Genomic DNA, 19,644 nt, shown 5'->3' on the forward strand with positions numbered 1-19,644 from the left:
TTACGATAACGCATTGCAAGGGGTTACATAATTTTTCAATTTATTTATCAACATAAACTAAAGCACTTTTTCATAACAATAAAACCGCAAATTGGGCCTGAAGCCAAGTCCTATTTCGCCTGCATAGGTGTAACCCAGTTTTGGAAAAAGCTTTTGTGTGGCCTGGTTTTGGGTATTGGTATCAATACGGAGTTTGCTTATACCGCGGTTACGGGCAACCTCATCGGCCTGTTGCAACAAGGCGGCAGCAATTCCTTTACCCTGGTGGTTAACGCTTACGGCCAGCCGATGGGTAACTATGGCCATTTCATTAATATCCCAGCCCATGGCGGCGTATTCTGGTTCCTGATCAGTAGTAATAGCGGCTATGCCGGCAACATCGCCATCAATATCAGCTACCCAGAGCTGGTTTAAGGCGATATCTTCTTCAAAAACGGCGGCATTTGGGTAGGTGTTGTCCCATTGAAAATTACCTGCAGCATTCATAACCGGCACTACTCCGGCAATTAATTGCATTATAGCAGGTATATCTGATAAATTGGCAAGGCGGATAATCATATAGCATCAAAAGTAAAAACCATTTGGGGTATTTAAAGAGCTATACAGTGATTTTTTTAAATATATCAAACCCTTACAACAATGATGTTGTGCTGCATTTTCCTGAACAGTGCATAACAATAATTTTACTAAAGTACATTCAAAAAACACGTACTATTGCATAAACCTTTTGCCTTATAGAAGTATGTAAATCATAAACGGATTTTCATTATCAAAAACATAAACAACACAATGCTGTTTAATGAGTTAGTAATATTAAAGTATGATTGAATTAAAACGCCAAAGGTAACTTTGTTGTTTATTTAGTTGTGCTATATGAAGAATACCCCCAATTTAAAAAGTACTATGCCACAGTGTAAATATTGCAACAGAACATTCGATAATAGAATTAAGCGCCCCACGTGGATTAAGCTGCTTTTATTCTGGCTTCCGGTAAAACGTTACATTTGCTATAAGTGTAATAAAAAGACGTATGTTTTTGGATAGTATTGAATTATAAAATATCCCGAAAATAAAAACAAAAGGCAATTAACTATTGCACCTGCCCAGCAAGCCCCTGCTTGCTTACCACTATCTTCTTCTTCACTTGTCCGTGCATTACTTTGATAATGCGGCTTACGTTTTTCCACTCAAACAGGTGTATAAACCATATGGTAAAACGTACAAAACCGGTGGTATTTGCCAAATCGAGCGCCAGTTTTTTTATAGTTTCATCGCGCTGATTAATACAGTCGGTATAGGCCGCTCCCTGTTTGGTAACCAGATCTTCGGCAAAGCACCAGGCCCCATCGCGCGCATTATCAATGCTGAATTGTATTAATATAGATGCCTGGTTACCGGCATGCAGGCCCAGTAATGATAACAGGGGCGATACCTGGTCAATATCATTTAAAACCTGGTACGTTAAGGCCGATATAATGGTGTTAATATCATCAAAATCATTACGCACGGTATCCAGGTTTCCACCCGAAACCTGGGCAGCGGCAATGCCTAAATCGAGGTTAATATGGGCGTTCATACCCAGCAGCAGGTGTTGTAAAACCAGTAATGATGAATTTTGAGCAGCCTCAAAAGCAACTTGCCAGGAGGCACTTAAGGGTTGTTTATTTTGCCAGGCAGATAAGGCATCCAGATAGCGGCTTGCAAAAATTACATCAAACTGCTCCATGCGCGCACCGTTTTCAAAACGGCCATTGGCTACGCCTTCTTTTACACTGGCTGTTACCTTGTAGTACAGGGCGGCAAAATAGCCGTTGCGGTTGTTATGAGCTATACCATCGGCAATGATGGCTTGTAAACGGGCAAGTACATCATCAATGGTTTGGGCAGGCATAGTTATCTTTTATAGGATAAGGGTACAAATTTGTAATAAGCGTTATCGCAGGTGCCACAATAAAATTGGCGCAGAGGCACCCAGGGAAGCATAACTTTTAGTACGAAATTGCGGTGAAGCTGCTTGCTGAACTTTGTTTTACAAGCCGGGCAGTAAGGAAATTTCATTAGGTTGAAAAAATTAAACATTAACACATAACAACCTCAATCACTTCACATTACAACACCCTCAGAGGCAATTTATCAAATTATACGAAAAAGGCCAAAAATGGTTTCTGTTTTTTTAATTTATATGGTAATCTGCTTCCTTTTGTTTAAGCTGTTGAACCCATACCCAGGCTAGTAATACCAATAAAGTATAAAAGCCAATATTTTGCGTATAGTTGCCTGCGCTTAACTGGTTTATTATCAAACTCATAACTTCACTTAGGTTCATAATTAAAAGCAAAAACGATTCAACGTATAATTTTACTAGTTGTTGCGCAAAAGTAACCAATAGTTACAATTGTCCTATAGCAACAATAAATTAATTCAAATTACAGTTATCGGGTTATTTTTTTAATCCTAAAACAAAATTAGGCCTCGTTAACTGCTTCCGGGTAATTTTCATAATAAGCCGCAATGGCATCATAAATATCATCATCATTACCCTTTACCCACCGGAGTGTAATGGTAACCACATCCCCATAATCTGACTCAAATTTTAGGCCAATCCGTACCATTGCGGCGCTACGGCCCCGAACCAGACTTAACTCTTTAATATCGCCCCAATTTATACTCACATTGCGGATATAATCACTTATACCTTCATCATCAAGCTGAAGCGCAATATTACCCTTTATGGCGGGTATAAGCCTGCTGCTTATTAATATTACCAGCATAAAGGTTGAAAAACCCATAAAAACCCCGAAAACTACCCAGCTAACCAAACTGTGCGCAGCCAATACATTACTGAGCAACAGTAAAATTAATATTACCATTAGCCCAAGTGATGCAATGCTAAACTTAAGACTATAAGGGTATTGTGTAACTTCCATTATTATATAAATGTAATATTTTTTTTGTAAAAGCAAATAGTTTTCAGTGTCTCTGTTGATAAGAAAATTACCGGCAGGCTTCAAATAAAAAGGCAGTATAAGCAAATATTAACCAGCAATAAAGCAGTTAATTAATGCAAATGCCCCAAACAGTAAGTTTGATGCGTTTATTAAATTAAAATATTAACCAACAGTGCAACTTTCTGTTTTGAAGTAACGTATAATCAGTCCCTTACGGTTTAAAACCTAATTAAAACCGAAAGAATTATTACTTAATTAATTTAATGCTATGTTGATTTTAAGTTCATTTTTAATCTTTGTTACGTTTATAGTAGCTTGCTGGGCAGTATACTGGGTTGTACTGCTGTTAACCAAGCAATAGTAAGTTTAGCCATTTTATTTAAAGGGCTAAACCTGCTATTTTATCACACTAAAACGTTTATTTAAGTGGTACCCTGTGTGCTTACAGAAGCTTCGGGATTTTTTCGGGATACCTGTTTCAAATCAATTCCATTTGGCCGTTTCCAAACATTCATCTTACCCGCGGGTAATGAATTGCTGGGTACAGGCCATTTTTGTTTGATGGGCGGGGAGATGATTTTGAGTTTGTTATCCTGAGCGTAGCGAAGGATCTTCTTCGATAAACAGGCCTTCGACATGCAAATCGTCTATCTATAAGGTGAAGAAGATGCTTCACTATCGTTCAGCATGACAAAGGAGAGCAACTCAACCTTCCTTAATGATTATGCTTTTTATGGATATCCTTTACCAGGCAAAGTTTTTTAATGTCGGCTATTTTTATCACAAAGGGGGCATATTTGGGCCGGTTGCCGCTGGTTTCGGTAATGTTATCAGAGTGGGCAATCACTTCATCGTCATTGTCGCCGGCCAGCAGGCGTTTATACATGCGGTAGTCGCCCCATTCAATATAATACACCTCGCCGGGGAGTATCTTTTTATCGTGGATGATTTTTAGCGCCACCCAGCAGCCATTTTCCAGGTAGGGATACATAGAGTGGCCCCAAACGGGCAGGGCAAAGTCACAATCCTCAATACCCGGAAAATTCATGTGCCCAACCGGGTGAGTATCATTAATATCATTATACACCTCAACGCCCGATGCTGTGGCAATTATTTCGTACATAGGGATCCCGTCGGATAGCTTCCTGACGATGGTATTTTCAGAATTTGCTGTATTTTTTTTGTCGATTAAATAACTTCCGTATTTTTCTTTAAATATCTTTAATTTATCTGGATCTATATTTTGCCTGCTCTTTATAATTTCTGTAATTGAACTGGCATTATTAAAGCCCAGCGCTTCGGCAAGCTGCGCATTGCCATTAAAAGCTTTACCACGAAGCTGATTGTACAGAATGATAAACTCCAGCGTTTCGGGCCGTATGTGTTTTATCTTGTTGGGTTTTGGCGCATCTTCCATAAATGTTGATAATTATTAAAGTTTTTGTTTGTAAAAATACAGAATAATCTTTACATTTGTTTTGTTATTTCGCACTAAAGTAACACAAATTCTACAAATCAACAACATGCAGCTTAAAGAAGTTACAGAAAAAATATTGATTGGATGCGGACCGCCTCCGCAGAAGACTCACCCGAACGTAGCATCAGCGTGAACGTCGCTTGCAGAAGACTCCCCCGAACATCGCTACGCTCGTTCACCCTCTCTATGGCTTGCCATAGAGAGGGTTGGGAAAAGTAAAAAAGAAAATTAACGGTTTTCCTGGCCCTCTTTACCGCTAGCGGTAGAGAAGGCAGATCCAGCGAAGCAATGACCGGGTGAGTTGACTATACAAGCGATATTAACGCCAATGCCAACAGCCGGGTCAAATCATCGCCATACAAAACACTAAAAACAAACGCATAATACTAAACCAATGTACATAGCCTATTCCGCATTAAACCAACACAACCCTCCGCAAAATTCAAACAACCAGCCACAAACCGAACTGCAGCAACGTTATGAAGCCTACCAAACCGTGTGCGACAAATACCGCCACGAAATAGCCGCCATTCAAAAATACCTGCCCGGCTGGACGCCCAAATTTAGGTAAAATAGGCATTGATTACATTGGATGATCAAGTAATCTCCACACTAACTTGCCCGCCAATGCCCCAATAAACTAATGAACCAATACTCCACTGAACTAATAAACTAACAACATGATAAAACTCACCAAAACACTAAAAGATGAGCTGTGGTGGCTCATCATCTCGGCCGATTATGATTACAGCCGCATTGCCATTGCTGATTATGAGCTGAACGACCAGCATCTTATTTTATGGCTGGAGGACAAGAACAATTTTAAAAACACGCTGGATGAATGCCTGCAGCTCAATATCCCCGCAAAGCAATTTGCCAAGCTGATAAAAGATGAAGGCTTTAACAGCTATGAGGGTAGCAAAATGCATCCCGACAAAAACTACCTGTATAAAGATAGTATTGAAATTAATAAGCTCCTGGCCTGGTATCAGCACGACGCCACCACAACCGAACAAACCTGGGCCCGCGAAGCAGTAGTAAAAAAACTGCTTACCTACCTGGTAGAAAACGAAGCCCGCGGAGTAGATGTTGCGGTTTCTTCTTAATTATATTATGCCAATTGGAATTATTAACATAATAAGCTCCCTCTAAATCTCCCCCGGTAGGGGAGACTTTGGCTTCACTAACATTTATTTTTTAAAAGTCCTCCCTACCGGGGAGGATTAGGAGGGGCTTAAACCACCAAACCAACAATGAATTACATAGCACAAATAAAAGGCTTCTGGATGCTGCACGAGAAGCATGCCTTTAGCGCCACCGATATATCACTTTATTTTTACCTGCTGGAGGTTTGTAATGCCGCCAATTGGGTTAACCCGTTTAGGCGGAATAATGCCAAAATACTGGCTGATTTGAATTTAGCGCGTAACACCTTTATCAGGTCGCGCCGTAAACTGAAGGAGCTGGGGATATTAAATTATTCCTCCGCAAAAGGGGTAGCAAATGTTACCTATAAATTAGCCGACTTAGAGACTCTCTATCGTGGTAGAAATAAGGCAGTTACCACTGCTGCTGATACAGGTAATGATACAGGCTGTGGGCTACCTTCTGGGTTACCTTTTGATCCACTAAATAAAAACAGTAAACCAAAACCAAAACAAGTAATAGTAGTACCATACGCTAACGCTTTTAATTTTTTTGTTGATACGGCTAATTGTATTTTACTTAAACAGCGTTATGATATAGAAAATGAGGGTGTTGCCGCGTTTTTTAAAACTTTTTACGACTCAAAAATTGACCTTGGCGACCTAAACAACAAAACCATTGAAGAGATTGCCCGCAACTTTTATTACTGGCTGCCCAAACATTTGGGGGCCACGGGTAAAGAAAAAAGTTGCGTTAAAAAAGAAAGTATTCGCCGGCCGGAAGCGGGTAAGCATCAGCCGTTGAGGGGTGTTGCTGCCGCGATGAAGTTTGCCACCGTTAAAATGAGGGGAGAAATATGAGTAAGCGATTAACCATAGCTGCCCACCAGGTAAATCAAATTGGCCCTGCGGCAGATAAAACTCAACTAAAAGCTGTAGATGGCGGCTGGAAGATATTGAAACAGGCCATGGCGAAGGATGTACCCAAAAAACAAGTGTTTGACATCACCCTGATCAGTGTTGCCCGCGCTTTTGCCGATATGAATGTTAAAGACATCAGCGAAGAGGATCGTGACTACCTGGTAAATGAACTTACGGATAACATTGTTAAATACTATCCTTCTATCCGCATCAGCGAAATTCCGGATGCTATTGCGCTGGGCATCCGCGGTAAGTACGGTCCGTTTTATGGCTTAAGTGTGGTAAGTTTTGAGGGTTTTATCAGCGCCTATCTGTACTCAGAAAAGCGTACCTGCATGGTACGCGAGATGCCGGTTGATGATGAACCCCGCCAGCCGCCAAGCATGGAAATTCAGTTTGAAACTGCCAAAAACAATACGCTGGAGACCCTGCAACGCAAACTGAACAAAAAGGATATTGAAGTAACTGCATCATCCGTTTATAACTTTCTGGACAGGCTAAAGCTCATTAACTTTACTACCGATGAAAAATACGATATGCTGGCCGATGCCGTGCGCTCATTAATTAAAGAACTGGAGTTTAAGCTCACCATAAGCCGAATGACTGAGCGAGCCGAAATAAAAAAAGACATTACCGATCTTAAACAATCCATCATTAAACGGGTGCCGCTGAACGACCACCTTATTTGCCTGGCCAAGCTCCGCGCCAAAACCCTGGCCCTCGATGCTTTTTTAAGCAATGTTATTATTGAAGAAACTGATTTAGCTGCGCTGATAGAAAGTAGAAGGGAATTGTTTTTGGAGGGATGAAGTGTGTATTAATATCCCTTATGTCATTTCGAACGAGGGCACCGAGGAGAAACCCTTTGCGCGGGACTTTAACGTTCTGCAACGTTCGCCTTGAATATCGTAAAAGTTTTCTCCGCGTACCTCGTTCGAAATGACATTAGTGTTTTGCTTACGCGCTTTCAACCTCATCAATAAACAGCAACAAATCCTGGTGAAAGGTTTCGCGTTTAAAGCTGTCGCCGGTATAAAAAACAACGCTTACATAATCATCACTTTCGGTATTATCTTCGTTAAGGGCGTAGCCTTCAACAGCCATTTTAGGTCCGTCGGCTATCATTACTACTACATCGCCCAATTGAAATTTCTTTTCCATGGTATATTTATTTACGTTCTATTTTAACCAGCTCTTCCTGCTGCACCAGCTCTTCTATTTCGCTAATGGCTTCGGCTGGTGTATCGGCATATTTTAGTTTGCGGAAACGCCATTGTGCAAAGGCAGGCTCCTGAAAACGGTTTATCAGCTTAAAAAACTTAGGGAAGTTATGCACCTCGTCCAGCAGTACACCGGTAACAATGCCGTTATTGTCCAGTATTTCGCGGATGGTGTACTCCTTATCGCGGGTTATCCAGATCTCAAAATCCCGGCGTATTTCGGCGCTTTTATCAGGATCTATCTTATCGTTAATACAAATTACCTTATCTCCGGCTTTCATAATGCAAATTTAAGCAGTAAAGCGGGTAAATTGTTTTTAAAAAATGGTTTTTTATGGATGGGGGGTGTAAAGTATCGCTCGCAGAGGACTCACCCCGACGGGCGCTACGCTGGTCGACCCTCTCTACCGCGAGCGGTAAAGAGGGTTGTGGGAGTTTTTTCTTTTATTCTTTTTCTTTTCTTTTTTCTAGCCCTCTTTACAACTTGTTGTAGAGAGGGCAGGTCCAGCGTAGCGTCGACCGGGTGAGTCCCCTCTGCGAGCGACATCCTCCATCATCCCACCTTTAAACAAATTTCCCTATCTTAGGAACTATAAATTTTATGAAAAAGCTATCCTTATTATTGCTTACTGCCTTAATTGCTTTATTATGCACAGGCCAGGCATCGGCACAAAAAATAAATGCCTTGCCTGCCAAACAGCTTATGGTGGTTGTTACCGATAACTGGGATACGCTGCAGGGTAAACTGTACTGTTACCAAAAGCAGCACGGCAAATGGGTGTTGAAATTCAGCAATGCGGTTGTAATTGGCAGCAAAGGCTTGGGCGTAGGCGATGGCGTGTTGCCGATAAATATTCCGGATGCACCGGTAAAAAAAGAGGGTGATAAAAAATCACCGGCGGGGATATTCAGTATTGGTACCGCTTTTGGTTATGCCGATGCTAAAAATGCCACCTGGATAAAAAACAGATATGTGAAGGCAAGCGACACCTTAATTTGTGTAGATGATATGCACTCGCCTTATTATAATACGCTACTGCAAAGGGATACAGCAAAGAGTGCATACAACAGTCACGAAGAGATGCTGCTGAAACAGAATTATTATAAATGGGGATTGTTTATTAACCACAATACCGGCAACGTAGTGCCCGGCGATGGCTCATGCATCTTTATGCACGTTTGGGGCAGCAATACCGAGGGTACCGACGGCTGTACTGCCATGGCCGAACCCAGTATACTGCGCGTATTGCACTGGATAAACGCCAGTTACCATCCGCTGCTGGTGCAACTAACCCGGGTCGATTATTTAAGATTGCGAAAACAATTGGGCCTGCCGGGATTGGGGGCGTAGTAATTAACAGACCTTTATTGCTACTTAAAGCTTTTAAAATTTAGAACTATTTTATCATTTATCCGTATATTTGTATAACATATCAATAATTAAACTCATGGAAAGAGTTAGTAAAAAAGAAGCCACTTCCATAGCAAAATCAGCCCGAAACCCTATCGTTAAAATGATAGAGGATAAAAAGGCTATTGAAAAAGGTGAAAGTTTATCCACGCTAAAGGGTATTAAAATTGTCTCTCCCTTATAATTTCCAGCTAACTAACGATGGCTCTTATCATTTCATTTCCAAACAGGGTTATAACTATTTAGTTTATTTCTTTGAATCTGTATTGCCCGATGCGGAGGGTAACATCCATATTGTTTACAATTTAGGATTTAATCAACGTGCTTAAATTAAACTCCCTATAAACGCATGGCAACAATTGCATTCTTTAATCTCCCAGCCCGTGGCCACCTGAACCCAACACTGCCTGTTGTAAAGGAACTTGTTAAACTCGGTATCGATGTTCACTATTTCGTTGGCGAAGAGTACCGGAAGTTGGTAGAGGACGCCGGGAGTACATTTCATCCTCTTCCATCGTTGAATCGTCTCGGAGATAATCCGCTTCAAAGTGCATCTGCACCAAACGATAAGCAAATCGCGCTTATGCCCTTTGCGATGGGTTATCAGGCACCGTTGGTCGTTCCTGAATTGGTAGCAGTGCTGCGCACGCTCCGGCCAGACTGCCTTGTTTACAACACGTTGAGTTTGTGGCCGCGTTTGGCTGCACGCATCCTCGATATTACAAGCATCGGCTTTCGGCCATATCATGGACTTCGTGAACAGAAATCTGTGGGTGCTCCTTTCAGCTCCGGGAAGCTTGCGAACCTGGCCGAAGAGACGGATCGGAGATTATCTGCCCTGATGTCATCGTTTAACAAACCACCACTTACACTTATCGATCTTGTCTCACAGGTGGACGATCTCACATTGATGTTCATTGTAAAAGCGCTTCAACATAACGCTGAGGCATTCGATGAACGCTTCCTCTTTGTTGGGCCCTCCTTCATCGAAGGTGAGTCAGAGCCGTGGCCCTTCTCAGATCGTCCGGACCGCAGGATGCGACGCGCCTATGTGTCCCTGGGGACGATGCGAAATAACGATCCGGCGTTTTATCGCGCATGTTTTTCTGCATTCTCAGCTGATGAGTGGCAGGTTATAATGTCCGTGGGCGAACAGGTCACTTTGGATTCGCTTTCTCCCATACCCGACAATTTTTTGGTTGCAAGCAGCGTTAGGCAAACAGCAGTATTGCCGCATACAGATGTATTTGTGACACATGGCGGACTTAATAGTGTGATGGAGAGTCTGACGTTTGGCGTACCAATGGTGATTGTCCCTTCCATCAGGGAGCAACAACTAACGGCTCATCGCGTTCAGGCGCTCGGATGTGGCGTAGTACTCGACCGCGATTCGGTGACAGCCGCTTTTCTTTTGCAACAAGCCTCCGCCATTATTGACGACGAAACGATCAGATACAGGCTCAGGACCATACAAGAAAAGATTGTTGCTGCCGGTGGATATAAACGAGCGGCAACTGCCATTGCAAATATGTTGAAAGAAGCTTAACCGCCTCTTTATAAAACAAAAAAGGCCAGATTTCAATATCCAGCTTTATTAAATGTAATTACCAAATAATTTCTGTGCCCCTGTTATGCCCCTGTTGGTGACAACACCAACAAAGACAAGCTGCGACTTGTATGTTGGTTTACTATTTAATCAGCTTTTCCAGATGGTAGTGTTGTAGTACCATGAAGCTTAAAAATGAAATAAGATCGACCAGTGCATGCGTAAGTATGAGCACTTTAATATTTCGGTACCATTGGTAATGTATGGCAAAAGCAACGCCGAAGCAAAATGTAAATATGGTTTGTGCAAGGCTGCCATAACGATAGTGCATCAGCGCAAAAAATAAAGCCGAAATAATTACCGGCATGTATTTGTTTTTAAACAATAGCTCCAGCCTGGGCACCAGGTAGCCACGGAATACAAGCTCTTCGGTAACGCCTGCCGTTATTGCACCGAAAAGAACCAATGGCAGGCTTTGGGTTATTACTGTGAGCATTTGTATCGTCACACTGGGGTCGTCGTGATGGCCAAATAATTTCGGAATTGAACCTATTATGCCTGAGCCTATTTTAAGTAGAAATAGGGCACCAAGGGAAGCCGGATAAAACCAAAAGCCGTATGCTTTATCTTTCCATAGTAAAAAATCAGTCCCCTCTGCCTTGCGGGCATAAACATAAAGGATGGCTACCCAAAACCAAAAAAATAACCGGGAATAAAGGAGATATGGAATGGTGATTTTATATCCCCAAAAAAACAGATAGCCTATTAAAGGGTAAAACAACAGGGCTATTAATACCCCGCCAATTAAAATATTTTTATAGTGTTTGGCAGCTTCAACTTGCATTAAGTGATAGGTTTTATTGGTGGCTAATGTAAATTAAATAATTAATACCCCACAAAAAAAGCTCCCCGGTCTTCCGGAGAGCTTTTCCAACTTAAAAGAAAATTTATAGGATATTAATTACGCTTAAAACCACCGCCTCTATTGCCACCGCCGTTAAAACCCGGACCTTTGTCCTCGGCAACGTTAACGGTAATACGACGTCCGTAATAGCTTGCGCCATTCATGCACCGTATGGCTTCTTTAGCTTCGTTGTCATTTACCATTTCAACAAAACCAAAACCCTTACTCTCTTTTGTTTCGCGGTCTTTTATAATCCTGAGCGATTTTACAGGCCCAAAATCACCAAAGACAGCAGTTAATTCAGCCTCATCCACCTCTAGTGGCAGGCCGGCAATAAATACTTTCATCAATGTTTTTTTATTTGTGCAAAGGTACGCAAAATAAGCCATATTCCGGCAGCTTAAAGGCAAATCGTTAAGGATGAAGGGCTTTTATTACGTTAAAATTACTTTATAGGCAAGGGCAATGGTTAAAGGCTTTTGCATTGTATTTAAAACGTATTTGCCTCGTGCTGAGGGGACTCAGCCCGACAGGCGCTGTGCTGGTCGACCCTCTCTTTTGCAAGCAAAAAAGAGGGTGAAGAAATTTTTTTTTCTTTCCCTTTCTTTTCCCTCTTTACAACTTGTTGTAGAGAGGGATGCCGAGCGCAGCAATGGCAGGGTGAGTCAACTCTGCGAGCGACAAACACTCTTTTATTATTTACGCAAAAACAGCGGTACGGTTGCGGCATTGGTATCAATGGCAACGGTAAACCTATCGCCACAGTTTGGACAGTAAACGGTATTGCCTAAAATGGAATTAGCTACAGGCCTGGGTACGCTTTCTTCATAAAAAGCTGCAATGGCATTATCTATTGCTTTGGCTTGTTGCTCAATTTGATGATAGCACTCTGGGCATTTAAAAAACACCGAATAAAGGGGTTCCATAATATTAATTTAAGAATTTGAATATCATCATTTAATTATAATGCCTGTGGGTATTACTTGTAAATGGTAAGCAAATATCAATTTTTAACCAATAAGTTGGTGTTAAAATAGGGTAACAAATTTATCAGCAGCGTTTTTTTTACCTGTAAATGCCATTTCTGTACGGCGTATTTCTTTTTACCGTAGGGATACTTAAGCTTGTTTTTTGTCATTTTTATCAGCATAAATTGTAAATACTAAGCCTTTATTAAGTAAAAAAGCTCCAATGTTAACTTAATATTACTACTGAAAATAAATTAACTTGAAATTTAATGTATTGTATAATAGGTATTTATATGGTTATTTATAGATAGTGTTTACCTGTTTTGTTGATTATTGGCTAAATGAACATGAACTTAACATTGTGGTAATATTACCAAATGTTAATATACTCTTAACATTGGGATAATGATGGGTGCGCACCTTTGAAGCAAAATTTATTTAATCCTTAATGATTATGAAAAAAACTTTTACAAAACTTTTTAGTGCAGGTCTACTATTAGGTTTAACGGTAATTGGTTTTGCTGCAAACGCGCAAACCACCTCATTAGCAGGTGACGCACAAACTGCTGCTCCGGTTGCCACTACAACAACTGCTACTGCAATGCCGGTAGTGAAAAAAGAAACTAAATCAGCCGACGTAGATACTAAAGAAGTAAAAAAAGCTGACGATCCTGCTGATACTAGCTGGAAACCACAAAGAAGATTATGGGGTTATGCATTTGGTGATGCTTATTATGATGCACATTCACCAGCTGTAACTTCAACTTTCGGTAAAGAAAACAACTACTATCAAACTCCAACTTACCGTAACGCTTTCCAGTTCCGTCGTATTTATTTAGGTTATGATTATGATATAACCAAAAAATTCAAAGCTGAAGTATTATTAGCTACTGAGCCAAACGAAAACACTATTCCTACATCATCAACTTCATCAGTTGTTAATGGTGATAACCTTGGTGACGGCAGAATGTCATTCTACATCAAAAACTTCAATTTAAGAACACGTGACGTTTGGAATGGTACAGATTTCGTGATTGGTGAAATGAGCACTCCGGGTTTCGCTTTAAATGAGTCAGGAACTAACGCTCCAACTTCACTTTCGGAAGCAACCTGGTCATACCGCTCAGTTGAAAGAACTATTACCGACTTCCACAAAAACAACTCATATGATGTTGGTGCTGCTTTACAAGGTACTTTTGATCCAAAAACTAAAAACTTTGGTTACGTAGCTATGGTTGGTGATAACACACAAGCTACCTTAACTACTGTTTACAATCCTAACAGCGGTTTAAGTGCAACTAACCCTAACCCAAATACAGGTTTCTTTAAAATATTTTATGGTGACCTTTGGGGTAAATTCTTCGACAAGCATTTATACTTAGATTTATATGCAGATTATGCAAAAACTTCATCTACTTTAACCGCTCAGGCAACAACAACTACTTTAGTTGGCCCGCAAGAGCATAACATGTTTAAAGGTTTTGCAGCATATACTACTAAATTATTTACAGTAGGTGTTGAAGCTTATACTCAAAAAATTGAGAATGCAGCCCTTAACACTACCACTAAAGCTGCTGAAGGTGCAACGGTAAACGCTATTTCACTTTGGGTACGTGGTGCAATTGTTGAAAACAAATGGAGCTACTTCGCTCGTTTCGATTCTTACAATCCTGATACTAAATTTGTTAGTGGTGATAAATATTCAACTGTTTATACTAACTACAGCTCTTATGATCCAACAGTTAAAGAACAGTTTTATACATTCGGTTTAGATTATACTCCGGCTAAAAACATTCACTTTATGCCAAACGTATGGTTTACAAGATACACCGATCAGTATGCTACTACTAACACCTCATACACTCCTGATAACCATACTTTAGTTTACAGGTTAACTTTCTTCTTCACTTTTGGTAAATAATAAAAAGTAAATAATTAAGGGGCTAATCATTTAAAAACAAAAAACAAACCATGAAAGTAATTAAAAGTTTACAGTTAGCAATTGTTGCCATAGCCGCAAGTTGCATAACTTTATCAGCTTCGGCTCAGGATAATACTTTGTTAGGCGCGGGCAGTACATTTGTGTACCCGTTATTTTCAAAGATATTTGCTGAGTATGGCAAAACACACGATGTAAAAGTTAATTACCAGTCAATAGGCTCTGGTGGTGGTATATTACAGTTAACGAACAAAACAGTTGATTTCGGCGGTTCTGATGCCCCCTTAAATGCAGAACAAGCTAAAAAAATTGGTGTTCCTGTACTACACATCCCAATGGCTTCAGGCGCTGTTGTTGTTACTTATAATGTACCAGGTGTAAAAGGTACCTTAAAATTAACCGGTAAAGATTTGGCTGATATTTATTTAGGCAAAATCACTAACTGGAACAGCGGCGAAATTAAAGCTACTAACCCTGGTGCTAACCTGCCTGATCTTCCAATTGTTGTTATCCACCGTTCAGACGGTAGCGGTACCTCATTCATCTTTACTGATTATTTAACAAAAGTAAATCCTGAGTGGGCCTCAAAAATTGGAAAAGCTTCTGCCGTTAACTGGCCAGCCGGTTTAGGCGGTAAAGGTAACGAAGGTGTTGCCGGTTTAGTAAAACAAACTCCTGGTGCAATTGGCTACAATGAGTTGGCTTATGCTATCCAAAACAAAATGGCTTATGCTGATGTACAGAACAAGAGCGGTAAGTTTATCACTCCAACGCTGGAAACTACTACATTATCAAGCAATGTTGAATTGCCTGCAAATGCTGAAGTATCATTAACCAATACTGATAACCCTAAAGGTTACCCTATTACCAGCTTTACCTGGGCTTTAATTTACAAAGAACAAAAATACAGCGATCGTTCTGCTGCCCGTGCTAAAACGGTGTTAACATTATTATGGTATAACATTCACGAAGGTCAGAAAAACTGCGCTCCGTTAAATTATGCTCCGCTTTCAAAATCAGCAGTAAAAGTTGCTGAGAAAATTTTGAAATCAGCTACTTACGACGGTAAAGCAATATTATAATTATTGAGTTATTGATTTATTTAATCAGTACATTTAATAACAAACACACACAATTACCAGTATCTGCCAAAGCGGGACTGGTAATTGTGTTGTATAACCTGGCTTAAATTTTTGCGGACAAGGCCTTCGCAAAGCGATAAATAAGAAACTTATTTTTATGACAAAAAATAAAAGATTAGACCTCTCGTACACCCAAATGAAATGGGAAACCGTTTTCAGGCGGATACTGGTAATAATGAGTGTTTTGTTGCTGTTACTGGTTGTGGGTATTCTGATAACACTTATTGTGCAGTCAATGCCATCTATAAAATCATTGGGCATTGGCTTTTTATGGGGTAAAATATGGGATCCGGTTAGTAATATTTACGGGGCCTATCCATTTTTAATAGGTACGCTGCTTACTTCATTTACAGCGTTACTAATCTCTGTCCCATTCTCATATGCTATATCAATTTATTTGGGTGAGTATAATCCAAAAGGATGGCTGTCAAACCTGTTAAAAAACAGTATTGAGTTAATTGCCGCTGTACCATCCATTATTTATGGTTTTTGGGGATTATTTGTACTGGTACCGGTTATCCGCACGTTTGAGGCTAAAATTCACATTGCCCCTTACGGTGTAGGTATCTTTACCTCATCATTAGTACTGGCGGTTATGATTATCCCTTATGCAGCATCATTAGGCATTACGCTTATCCGTATGGTGCCATCGCCCTTAAAAGAAGGCGCTTATGCACTGGGAGCAACCCGTTTTGAGGTTATCCGCAGTGTGATAATGCCGTATACACGTTCAGGTTTATTTGCGGGTGTGCTTTTGTCATTGGGCCGTGCCCTTGGCGAAACCATGGCAGTAACCATGCTGATTGGGAATACAAGTACTATTGCCAATAGCTTTAAAGAGATTTTTTTCGGTCCGGGAAATACTATGGCTTCTGTTATTGCCAATGAGTTTACCGAGGCCGATCACACGGTGTATCTTTCGGCCCTTATTGAGCTGGGCCTGGTGCTGTTTTTTGTAACAGTGATCATTAACCTTATAGGCAAACGTATCATCACTAAATTTACTAATCACTAAGCCGATGGACGCACGTATAGGAATAAGAAATACCAAGAGTATTTTATTTAAAGGGCTGATAGTGTTTTTGGCCTTTGTAATTACCCTGCCCTTAATTGTGGTATTGCTGTATATTATTAAACAAGGTATTTTCCAGGTAAACTGGCACTTTTTAACCCATGTACCGGCACCGGTTGGTGAAACCGGCGGTGGTATCAGCAATGCTTTGGTTGGTAGTTTAATTATTGTATTAATGTCATCAGTAGTAGCTATACCGGTTGGTATACTATCGGGCATTTATCTGAGCGAAAATCCGCATACCAAACTGGCCTACTACTCGGGCCTGTGTGTTGATATTTTGCAGGGTGTACCATCCATTGTAGTAGGTATAGTAGTTTACTTCTGGATAGTGAAGCCGCTGGGAACCTTCAGCGCCATATCGGGTAGTATAGCTTTAGCCATTATGATGTTGCCGATAGTGATCCGATCAACCGAGCAAACGCTGCGCCTGTTGCCGCCATCGCTTAAAGAGGCTGCCTTATCGTTAGGTGTGCCTTATCACCGTGTAATATTAAAGGTAATTGTGCCTTGCGGCTTTGCAGGTATATTATCGGGCATAATGCTGTCCATAGCGCGTATTATTGGCGAAACGGCACCGTTGCTGTTTACTGCTTTTGGTAACCCGTACTTAACTACCGCCATCACCAAACCGATGGAAACCCTGCCCCACCTCATATACACTTATGCAACCAGCCCGTATGATGACTGGCATAACCTGGCCTGGGGAGCATCATTTATACTATTAATGTTTGTGTTAATTTTAAACATATTTACAAAACTGATTACAAGAAAATGGAACATACAGTTGTAAGCGCTAATAAATTTAATGCCTGGTTTGGCGATAACCACGTGGTAAAAGATGTATCTATCGGCATCGAAAAAAACCAGGTGATTGCTGTTATGGGCCCTTCAGGCTGCGGTAAAACTACTTTTTTACGCTGCATTAACCGCATGCACGAACTAATACCCGGCGCTACTGCTAAAGGTAGTTTAAAGTTATATGATGATGAGGTTTATACCATGAACCCCATTTACGTACGCTATAAAATTGGTATGGTTTTTCAACGCCCAAACCCGTTTCCAAACCTTAGCATTTATGATAACGTAATAGCAGGTTATAAGCTTAACGGCCTTAAAGTTGCCAAAGCCGAGCAGGATCGTATTGTAGAGAAATCATTAACATCAGCCGCTTTGTGGAACGAGGTTAAAGATTCACTGCATAAAAAAGGTACTTTTTTGTCAGGCGGTCAGCAGCAGCGTTTGTGTATTGCACGCGCCATTGCTATGGAGCCCGAAGTAATTTTGTTTGATGAACCAACATCCGCACTCGACCCTATATCTACCTCGAGCGTTGAACAGTTGTTTCACGAACTGAAAGAGAACTATACCCTGATTATTGTTACCCACAACATGCAGCAGGCTGCACGTGTGAGCGACAAAACAGCGTTCTTTTACATGGGCGAACTGGTGGAGTTTGACGTTACCAAGAAAATGTTTACCGCACCAAGCGACGTACGTACACAAAACTATATTACCGGAAGGTTTAGTTAATTTTTGGTTGATTGGGTTGATTAGTTTATTAAGTTGAGAGGTTGAAAAGCTAATCACTTAAAAATAAAAACTACTCACCTAATAAACCTAGTAAACCACTCACTTTAATTTTTAAAATAAAAATTATGACACCATTAGAAAACGAAATTACCGCGCTCAAAAAAGAGATTATCAATATGTGGATCCTTGTTCAGTCGCAATTGAATAAGGCTAAGGAGGCTATGGTAAGCTTTGATAAGGACCTTGCCCGCGAGGTTTTGGTTAAAGAAAAGCGCGTAAACTCATACGAGCTTAAAATTGATTTGGATTGCGAAAATATTTTTGCCCTTTACTGCCCTGTAGCGGTTGATTTGCGCTTTTTATTGGCAGCACTTAAAATAAATACCAATTTGGAGCGTATAGGTGATATAGCTGCCGGGATTGCTATTTACGTGGTAGAATCTACCGTAAACTTTGATGTGAAGGCTTTGGAAAGCACATCACTTTTACGCATGTATGATGAGGCCGTGAATATTTTAACAGATACACGCACCGCATTTGAAAAAGAAGATACCATGCTTGCCCGCAGCATATTTAAACGTGATGACGTGCTGGATGATATTAACGAAGCAGCCCCGGTTGCAGTTGCTGAAGTGATTAAGGGCGATTTAAACAGCATCCCCGAGGCACTTTACATTTTATCTATCATCCGTAAGCTGGAGCGTGTTGGCGATCAGTCAAAAAATATAGCCGAAGAGATTATATTTTATGTAGAGGCCAAAATATTAAAGCACCAGGAAAGCAGTCAGCGCGATCTGGAAGGCGAATAGTATTTACGATTTTTGATTTACGATTTACGATTTTTTTTAAAACGATATTAAAGGTAATCAATAGGTTTACTTTGATTAATAAATGAGGAACAAAGCGGGTAGAGATATCCGCTTTTGTTGTTTGGGGGGATGTGTAGTCAGAGACTACAGGCATAGTGGTCCGAAGTCGGAGACTATTACTGTCCGGTAAAGTAATAATAAAAAGAAAGGGAAGTTTTTAAAGACCTCCCTTTATTGGTAGTTTTAAGTTACCACACAAAAAACACCAATGAACAAAAGTACCTTTTTTACCGGACAGCCGATATTCGCTCAATTACTGCAATTTATTCCCCGGGATATGATTCGCCGTATAACCGCCGAGCATAATGCAGATAGATATTGTAAGCGGTTCACCACTTACGAGCATTTAGTAACGATGCTTTATGCTACTTTCAATCATTGTAATTCGTTACGGGAAGTAACAACAGGTATGCTTGCAGCGGAGCAAAGACTTAATCATCTGGGGGTACGTTACCATCCCAGGCGCAGCACCATATCAGACGCTAATAACAGGAGACAAGCTGATGTTTTTGGTGCCATTTATTATAAGCTTTATCAAAAGTATGCGGG

At 40.6% G+C, this 19,644-nt stretch carries 25 protein-coding genes; 14 read left to right on the forward strand and 11 right to left on the reverse strand.

Annotated features, from left to right (window positions below; translation table 11 throughout):
- Positions 1-57: 57 nt before the first annotated feature.
- The 6 genes from JN11_RS23835 to JN11_RS23855 form a co-directional block, all read right to left on the reverse strand.
- Positions 58-558 carry a GNAT family N-acetyltransferase gene (locus tag JN11_RS23835; protein ID WP_144916765.1) on the reverse strand — a complete coding sequence of 167 codons (501 nt, stop codon included), beginning with the start codon at positions 556-558 and terminating at the stop codon, positions 58-60.
- Positions 559-1,090: 532 nt separating this feature from the next.
- Positions 1,091-1,891, reverse strand: coding sequence for a DUF5995 family protein (locus JN11_RS23840; protein WP_144916767.1), 801 nt, complete (start codon positions 1,889-1,891; stop codon positions 1,091-1,093).
- A gap of 282 nt (positions 1,892-2,173) precedes the next feature.
- The gene (locus JN11_RS24905; protein WP_262713309.1) at positions 2,174-2,308 is read right to left on the reverse strand and encodes a hypothetical protein; all 135 of its coding nucleotides are present in this window, start codon (positions 2,306-2,308) and stop codon (positions 2,174-2,176) included.
- Positions 2,309-2,465: 157 nt separating this feature from the next.
- Positions 2,466-2,927: a hypothetical protein gene (locus JN11_RS23845; protein WP_144916769.1), complete on the reverse strand. Its 462-nt coding sequence runs from the start codon at positions 2,925-2,927 to the stop codon at positions 2,466-2,468.
- A 443-nt stretch (positions 2,928-3,370) separates the two neighbouring features.
- Positions 3,371-3,586, reverse strand: coding sequence for a hypothetical protein (locus JN11_RS23850; RefSeq protein WP_144916770.1), 216 nt, complete (start codon positions 3,584-3,586; stop codon positions 3,371-3,373).
- Positions 3,587-3,663: 77 nt separating this feature from the next.
- The gene (locus JN11_RS23855; protein ID WP_144916772.1) at positions 3,664-4,365 is read right to left on the reverse strand and encodes a S24 family peptidase; all 702 of its coding nucleotides are present in this window, start codon (positions 4,363-4,365) and stop codon (positions 3,664-3,666) included.
- Between the two features lie 454 nt (positions 4,366-4,819).
- Between JN11_RS23855 and JN11_RS24575 the strand changes: the two genes are divergently transcribed.
- The 4 genes from JN11_RS24575 to JN11_RS23870 all read left to right on the forward strand — a co-directional run bounded on the left by JN11_RS24575 (position 4,820) and on the right by JN11_RS23870 (position 7,300).
- Positions 4,820-4,996 (forward strand): hypothetical protein, encoded by a 177-nt coding sequence (locus JN11_RS24575; protein WP_170227841.1) that lies wholly within the window; start codon positions 4,820-4,822, stop codon positions 4,994-4,996.
- A gap of 109 nt (positions 4,997-5,105) precedes the next feature.
- Positions 5,106-5,531, forward strand: coding sequence for a hypothetical protein (locus JN11_RS23860; protein WP_144916773.1), 426 nt, complete (start codon positions 5,106-5,108; stop codon positions 5,529-5,531).
- A gap of 147 nt (positions 5,532-5,678) precedes the next feature.
- Positions 5,679-6,431, forward strand: a complete 753-nt coding sequence (locus tag JN11_RS23865; RefSeq protein WP_144916775.1) for a hypothetical protein — start codon at positions 5,679-5,681, stop codon at positions 6,429-6,431.
- Entirely contained in the window at positions 6,428-7,300 is an 873-nt protein-coding gene (locus tag JN11_RS23870; protein ID WP_144916776.1) for a hypothetical protein, read from the forward strand. Before JN11_RS23865 ends, JN11_RS23870 begins: the two co-directional genes overlap by 4 nt.
- Before the next feature lie 148 nt (positions 7,301-7,448).
- Here the strand turns inward: JN11_RS23870 and JN11_RS23875 are convergent, their stop codons facing one another.
- Both JN11_RS23875 and JN11_RS23880 read right to left on the reverse strand, forming a co-directional pair.
- Positions 7,449-7,652, reverse strand: coding sequence for a hypothetical protein (locus JN11_RS23875; protein WP_144916778.1), 204 nt, complete (start codon positions 7,650-7,652; stop codon positions 7,449-7,451).
- Positions 7,653-7,659: 7 nt separating this feature from the next.
- Positions 7,660-7,992, reverse strand: a complete 333-nt coding sequence (locus tag JN11_RS23880) for a hypothetical protein (protein WP_144916779.1) — start codon at positions 7,990-7,992, stop codon at positions 7,660-7,662.
- 320 nt (positions 7,993-8,312) lie between these two features.
- Between JN11_RS23880 and JN11_RS23885 the strand changes: the two genes are divergently transcribed.
- The 3 genes from JN11_RS23885 to JN11_RS23890 all read left to right on the forward strand — a co-directional run bounded on the left by JN11_RS23885 (position 8,313) and on the right by JN11_RS23890 (position 10,668).
- Positions 8,313-9,062, forward strand: coding sequence for a L,D-transpeptidase family protein (locus JN11_RS23885; protein WP_144916781.1), 750 nt, complete (start codon positions 8,313-8,315; stop codon positions 9,060-9,062).
- Positions 9,063-9,159: 97 nt separating this feature from the next.
- The gene (locus JN11_RS24580; RefSeq protein ID WP_170227842.1) at positions 9,160-9,306 is read left to right on the forward strand and encodes a hypothetical protein; all 147 of its coding nucleotides are present in this window, start codon (positions 9,160-9,162) and stop codon (positions 9,304-9,306) included.
- 165 nt (positions 9,307-9,471) lie between these two features.
- Positions 9,472-10,668 (forward strand): macrolide family glycosyltransferase, encoded by a 1,197-nt coding sequence (locus tag JN11_RS23890; protein ID WP_144916782.1) that lies wholly within the window; start codon positions 9,472-9,474, stop codon positions 10,666-10,668.
- Between the two features lie 142 nt (positions 10,669-10,810).
- Here the strand turns inward: JN11_RS23890 and JN11_RS23895 are convergent, their stop codons facing one another.
- From JN11_RS23895 to JN11_RS23905, 3 genes are all read right to left on the reverse strand, one after another.
- Complete coding sequence (locus JN11_RS23895) at positions 10,811-11,512, reverse strand: CPBP family intramembrane glutamic endopeptidase (RefSeq protein ID WP_144916784.1); 702 nt, start codon at positions 11,510-11,512, stop codon at positions 10,811-10,813.
- A gap of 113 nt (positions 11,513-11,625) precedes the next feature.
- Positions 11,626-11,919 (reverse strand): RNA recognition motif domain-containing protein, encoded by a 294-nt coding sequence (locus JN11_RS23900; protein WP_144916786.1) that lies wholly within the window; start codon positions 11,917-11,919, stop codon positions 11,626-11,628.
- Between the two features lie 348 nt (positions 11,920-12,267).
- Entirely contained in the window at positions 12,268-12,498 is a 231-nt protein-coding gene (locus JN11_RS23905; RefSeq protein ID WP_144916787.1) for a hypothetical protein, read from the reverse strand.
- Between the two features lie 496 nt (positions 12,499-12,994).
- Between JN11_RS23905 and JN11_RS23910 the strand changes: the two genes are divergently transcribed.
- The 7 genes from JN11_RS23910 to JN11_RS23940 all read left to right on the forward strand — a co-directional run.
- Positions 12,995-14,461: a hypothetical protein gene (locus JN11_RS23910; RefSeq protein WP_144916789.1), complete on the forward strand. Its 1,467-nt coding sequence runs from the start codon at positions 12,995-12,997 to the stop codon at positions 14,459-14,461.
- Positions 14,462-14,511: 50 nt separating this feature from the next.
- Entirely contained in the window at positions 14,512-15,561 is a 1,050-nt protein-coding gene (gene pstS, locus JN11_RS23915) for a phosphate ABC transporter substrate-binding protein PstS (RefSeq protein ID WP_144916791.1), read from the forward strand.
- 157 nt (positions 15,562-15,718) lie between these two features.
- Positions 15,719-16,636, forward strand: coding sequence for a phosphate ABC transporter permease subunit PstC (gene pstC / locus JN11_RS23920; RefSeq protein ID WP_144916792.1), 918 nt, complete (start codon positions 15,719-15,721; stop codon positions 16,634-16,636).
- Positions 16,637-16,640: 4 nt separating this feature from the next.
- On the forward strand, positions 16,641-17,486 hold the full coding sequence (gene pstA / locus JN11_RS23925) for a phosphate ABC transporter permease PstA (protein WP_144916794.1): 846 nt from the start codon (positions 16,641-16,643) through the stop codon (positions 17,484-17,486).
- On the forward strand, positions 17,468-18,226 hold the full coding sequence (pstB, locus tag JN11_RS23930) for a phosphate ABC transporter ATP-binding protein PstB (protein WP_144916796.1): 759 nt from the start codon (positions 17,468-17,470) through the stop codon (positions 18,224-18,226). The genes pstA and pstB overlap by 19 nt, the downstream gene beginning before the upstream one ends.
- Before the next feature lie 125 nt (positions 18,227-18,351).
- Positions 18,352-19,035, forward strand: coding sequence for a phosphate signaling complex protein PhoU (phoU, locus tag JN11_RS23935; protein WP_144916798.1), 684 nt, complete (start codon positions 18,352-18,354; stop codon positions 19,033-19,035).
- A gap of 268 nt (positions 19,036-19,303) precedes the next feature.
- A partial coding sequence (locus tag JN11_RS23940) for a DUF4372 domain-containing protein (RefSeq protein WP_144916800.1) occupies positions 19,304-19,644 on the forward strand: 341 nt, incomplete at its 3' end.

Origin of the sequence: Mucilaginibacter frigoritolerans, from assembly GCF_007830615.1 — a bacterium.
Classification (GTDB): domain Bacteria; phylum Bacteroidota; class Bacteroidia; order Sphingobacteriales; family Sphingobacteriaceae; genus Mucilaginibacter; species Mucilaginibacter frigoritolerans.

Coding starts and splice junctions, on each gene's coding strand:
- pstA (WP_144916794.1), top strand. CDS start 16,641: ATGGACGCACGTATAGGAATAAGAAATACCAAGAGTATTTTATTTAAA.
- JN11_RS23885 (WP_144916781.1), top strand. CDS start 8,313: ATGAAAAAGCTATCCTTATTATTGCTTACTGCCTTAATTGCTTTATTA.
- JN11_RS24580 (WP_170227842.1), top strand. CDS start 9,160: ATGGAAAGAGTTAGTAAAAAAGAAGCCACTTCCATAGCAAAATCAGCC.
- JN11_RS23890 (WP_144916782.1), top strand. CDS start 9,472: ATGGCAACAATTGCATTCTTTAATCTCCCAGCCCGTGGCCACCTGAAC.
- JN11_RS23840 (WP_144916767.1), bottom strand. CDS start 1,891: ATGCCTGCCCAAACCATTGATGATGTACTTGCCCGTTTACAAGCCATC.
- pstS (WP_144916791.1), top strand. CDS start 14,512: ATGAAAGTAATTAAAAGTTTACAGTTAGCAATTGTTGCCATAGCCGCA.
- JN11_RS23895 (WP_144916784.1), bottom strand. CDS start 11,512: ATGCAAGTTGAAGCTGCCAAACACTATAAAAATATTTTAATTGGCGGG.
- JN11_RS24905 (WP_262713309.1), bottom strand. CDS start 2,308: ATGAGTTTGATAATAAACCAGTTAAGCGCAGGCAACTATACGCAAAAT.
- phoU (WP_144916798.1), top strand. CDS start 18,352: ATGACACCATTAGAAAACGAAATTACCGCGCTCAAAAAAGAGATTATC.
- pstB (WP_144916796.1), top strand. CDS start 17,468: ATGGAACATACAGTTGTAAGCGCTAATAAATTTAATGCCTGGTTTGGC.
- JN11_RS23845 (WP_144916769.1), bottom strand. CDS start 2,927: ATGGAAGTTACACAATACCCTTATAGTCTTAAGTTTAGCATTGCATCA.
- JN11_RS23905 (WP_144916787.1), bottom strand. CDS start 12,498: ATGGAACCCCTTTATTCGGTGTTTTTTAAATGCCCAGAGTGCTATCAT.
- JN11_RS23865 (WP_144916775.1), top strand. CDS start 5,679: ATGAATTACATAGCACAAATAAAAGGCTTCTGGATGCTGCACGAGAAG.
- pstC (WP_144916792.1), top strand. CDS start 15,719: ATGACAAAAAATAAAAGATTAGACCTCTCGTACACCCAAATGAAATGG.
- JN11_RS23870 (WP_144916776.1), top strand. CDS start 6,428: ATGAGTAAGCGATTAACCATAGCTGCCCACCAGGTAAATCAAATTGGC.
- JN11_RS23855 (WP_144916772.1), bottom strand. CDS start 4,365: ATGGAAGATGCGCCAAAACCCAACAAGATAAAACACATACGGCCCGAA.
- JN11_RS23900 (WP_144916786.1), bottom strand. CDS start 11,919: ATGAAAGTATTTATTGCCGGCCTGCCACTAGAGGTGGATGAGGCTGAA.
- JN11_RS23910 (WP_144916789.1), top strand. CDS start 12,995: ATGAAAAAAACTTTTACAAAACTTTTTAGTGCAGGTCTACTATTAGGT.
- JN11_RS23880 (WP_144916779.1), bottom strand. CDS start 7,992: ATGAAAGCCGGAGATAAGGTAATTTGTATTAACGATAAGATAGATCCT.
- JN11_RS23850 (WP_144916770.1), bottom strand. CDS start 3,586: ATGTCGAAGGCCTGTTTATCGAAGAAGATCCTTCGCTACGCTCAGGAT.
- JN11_RS23835 (WP_144916765.1), bottom strand. CDS start 558: ATGATTATCCGCCTTGCCAATTTATCAGATATACCTGCTATAATGCAA.
- JN11_RS24575 (WP_170227841.1), top strand. CDS start 4,820: ATGTACATAGCCTATTCCGCATTAAACCAACACAACCCTCCGCAAAAT.
- JN11_RS23875 (WP_144916778.1), bottom strand. CDS start 7,652: ATGGAAAAGAAATTTCAATTGGGCGATGTAGTAGTAATGATAGCCGAC.
- JN11_RS23860 (WP_144916773.1), top strand. CDS start 5,106: ATGATAAAACTCACCAAAACACTAAAAGATGAGCTGTGGTGGCTCATC.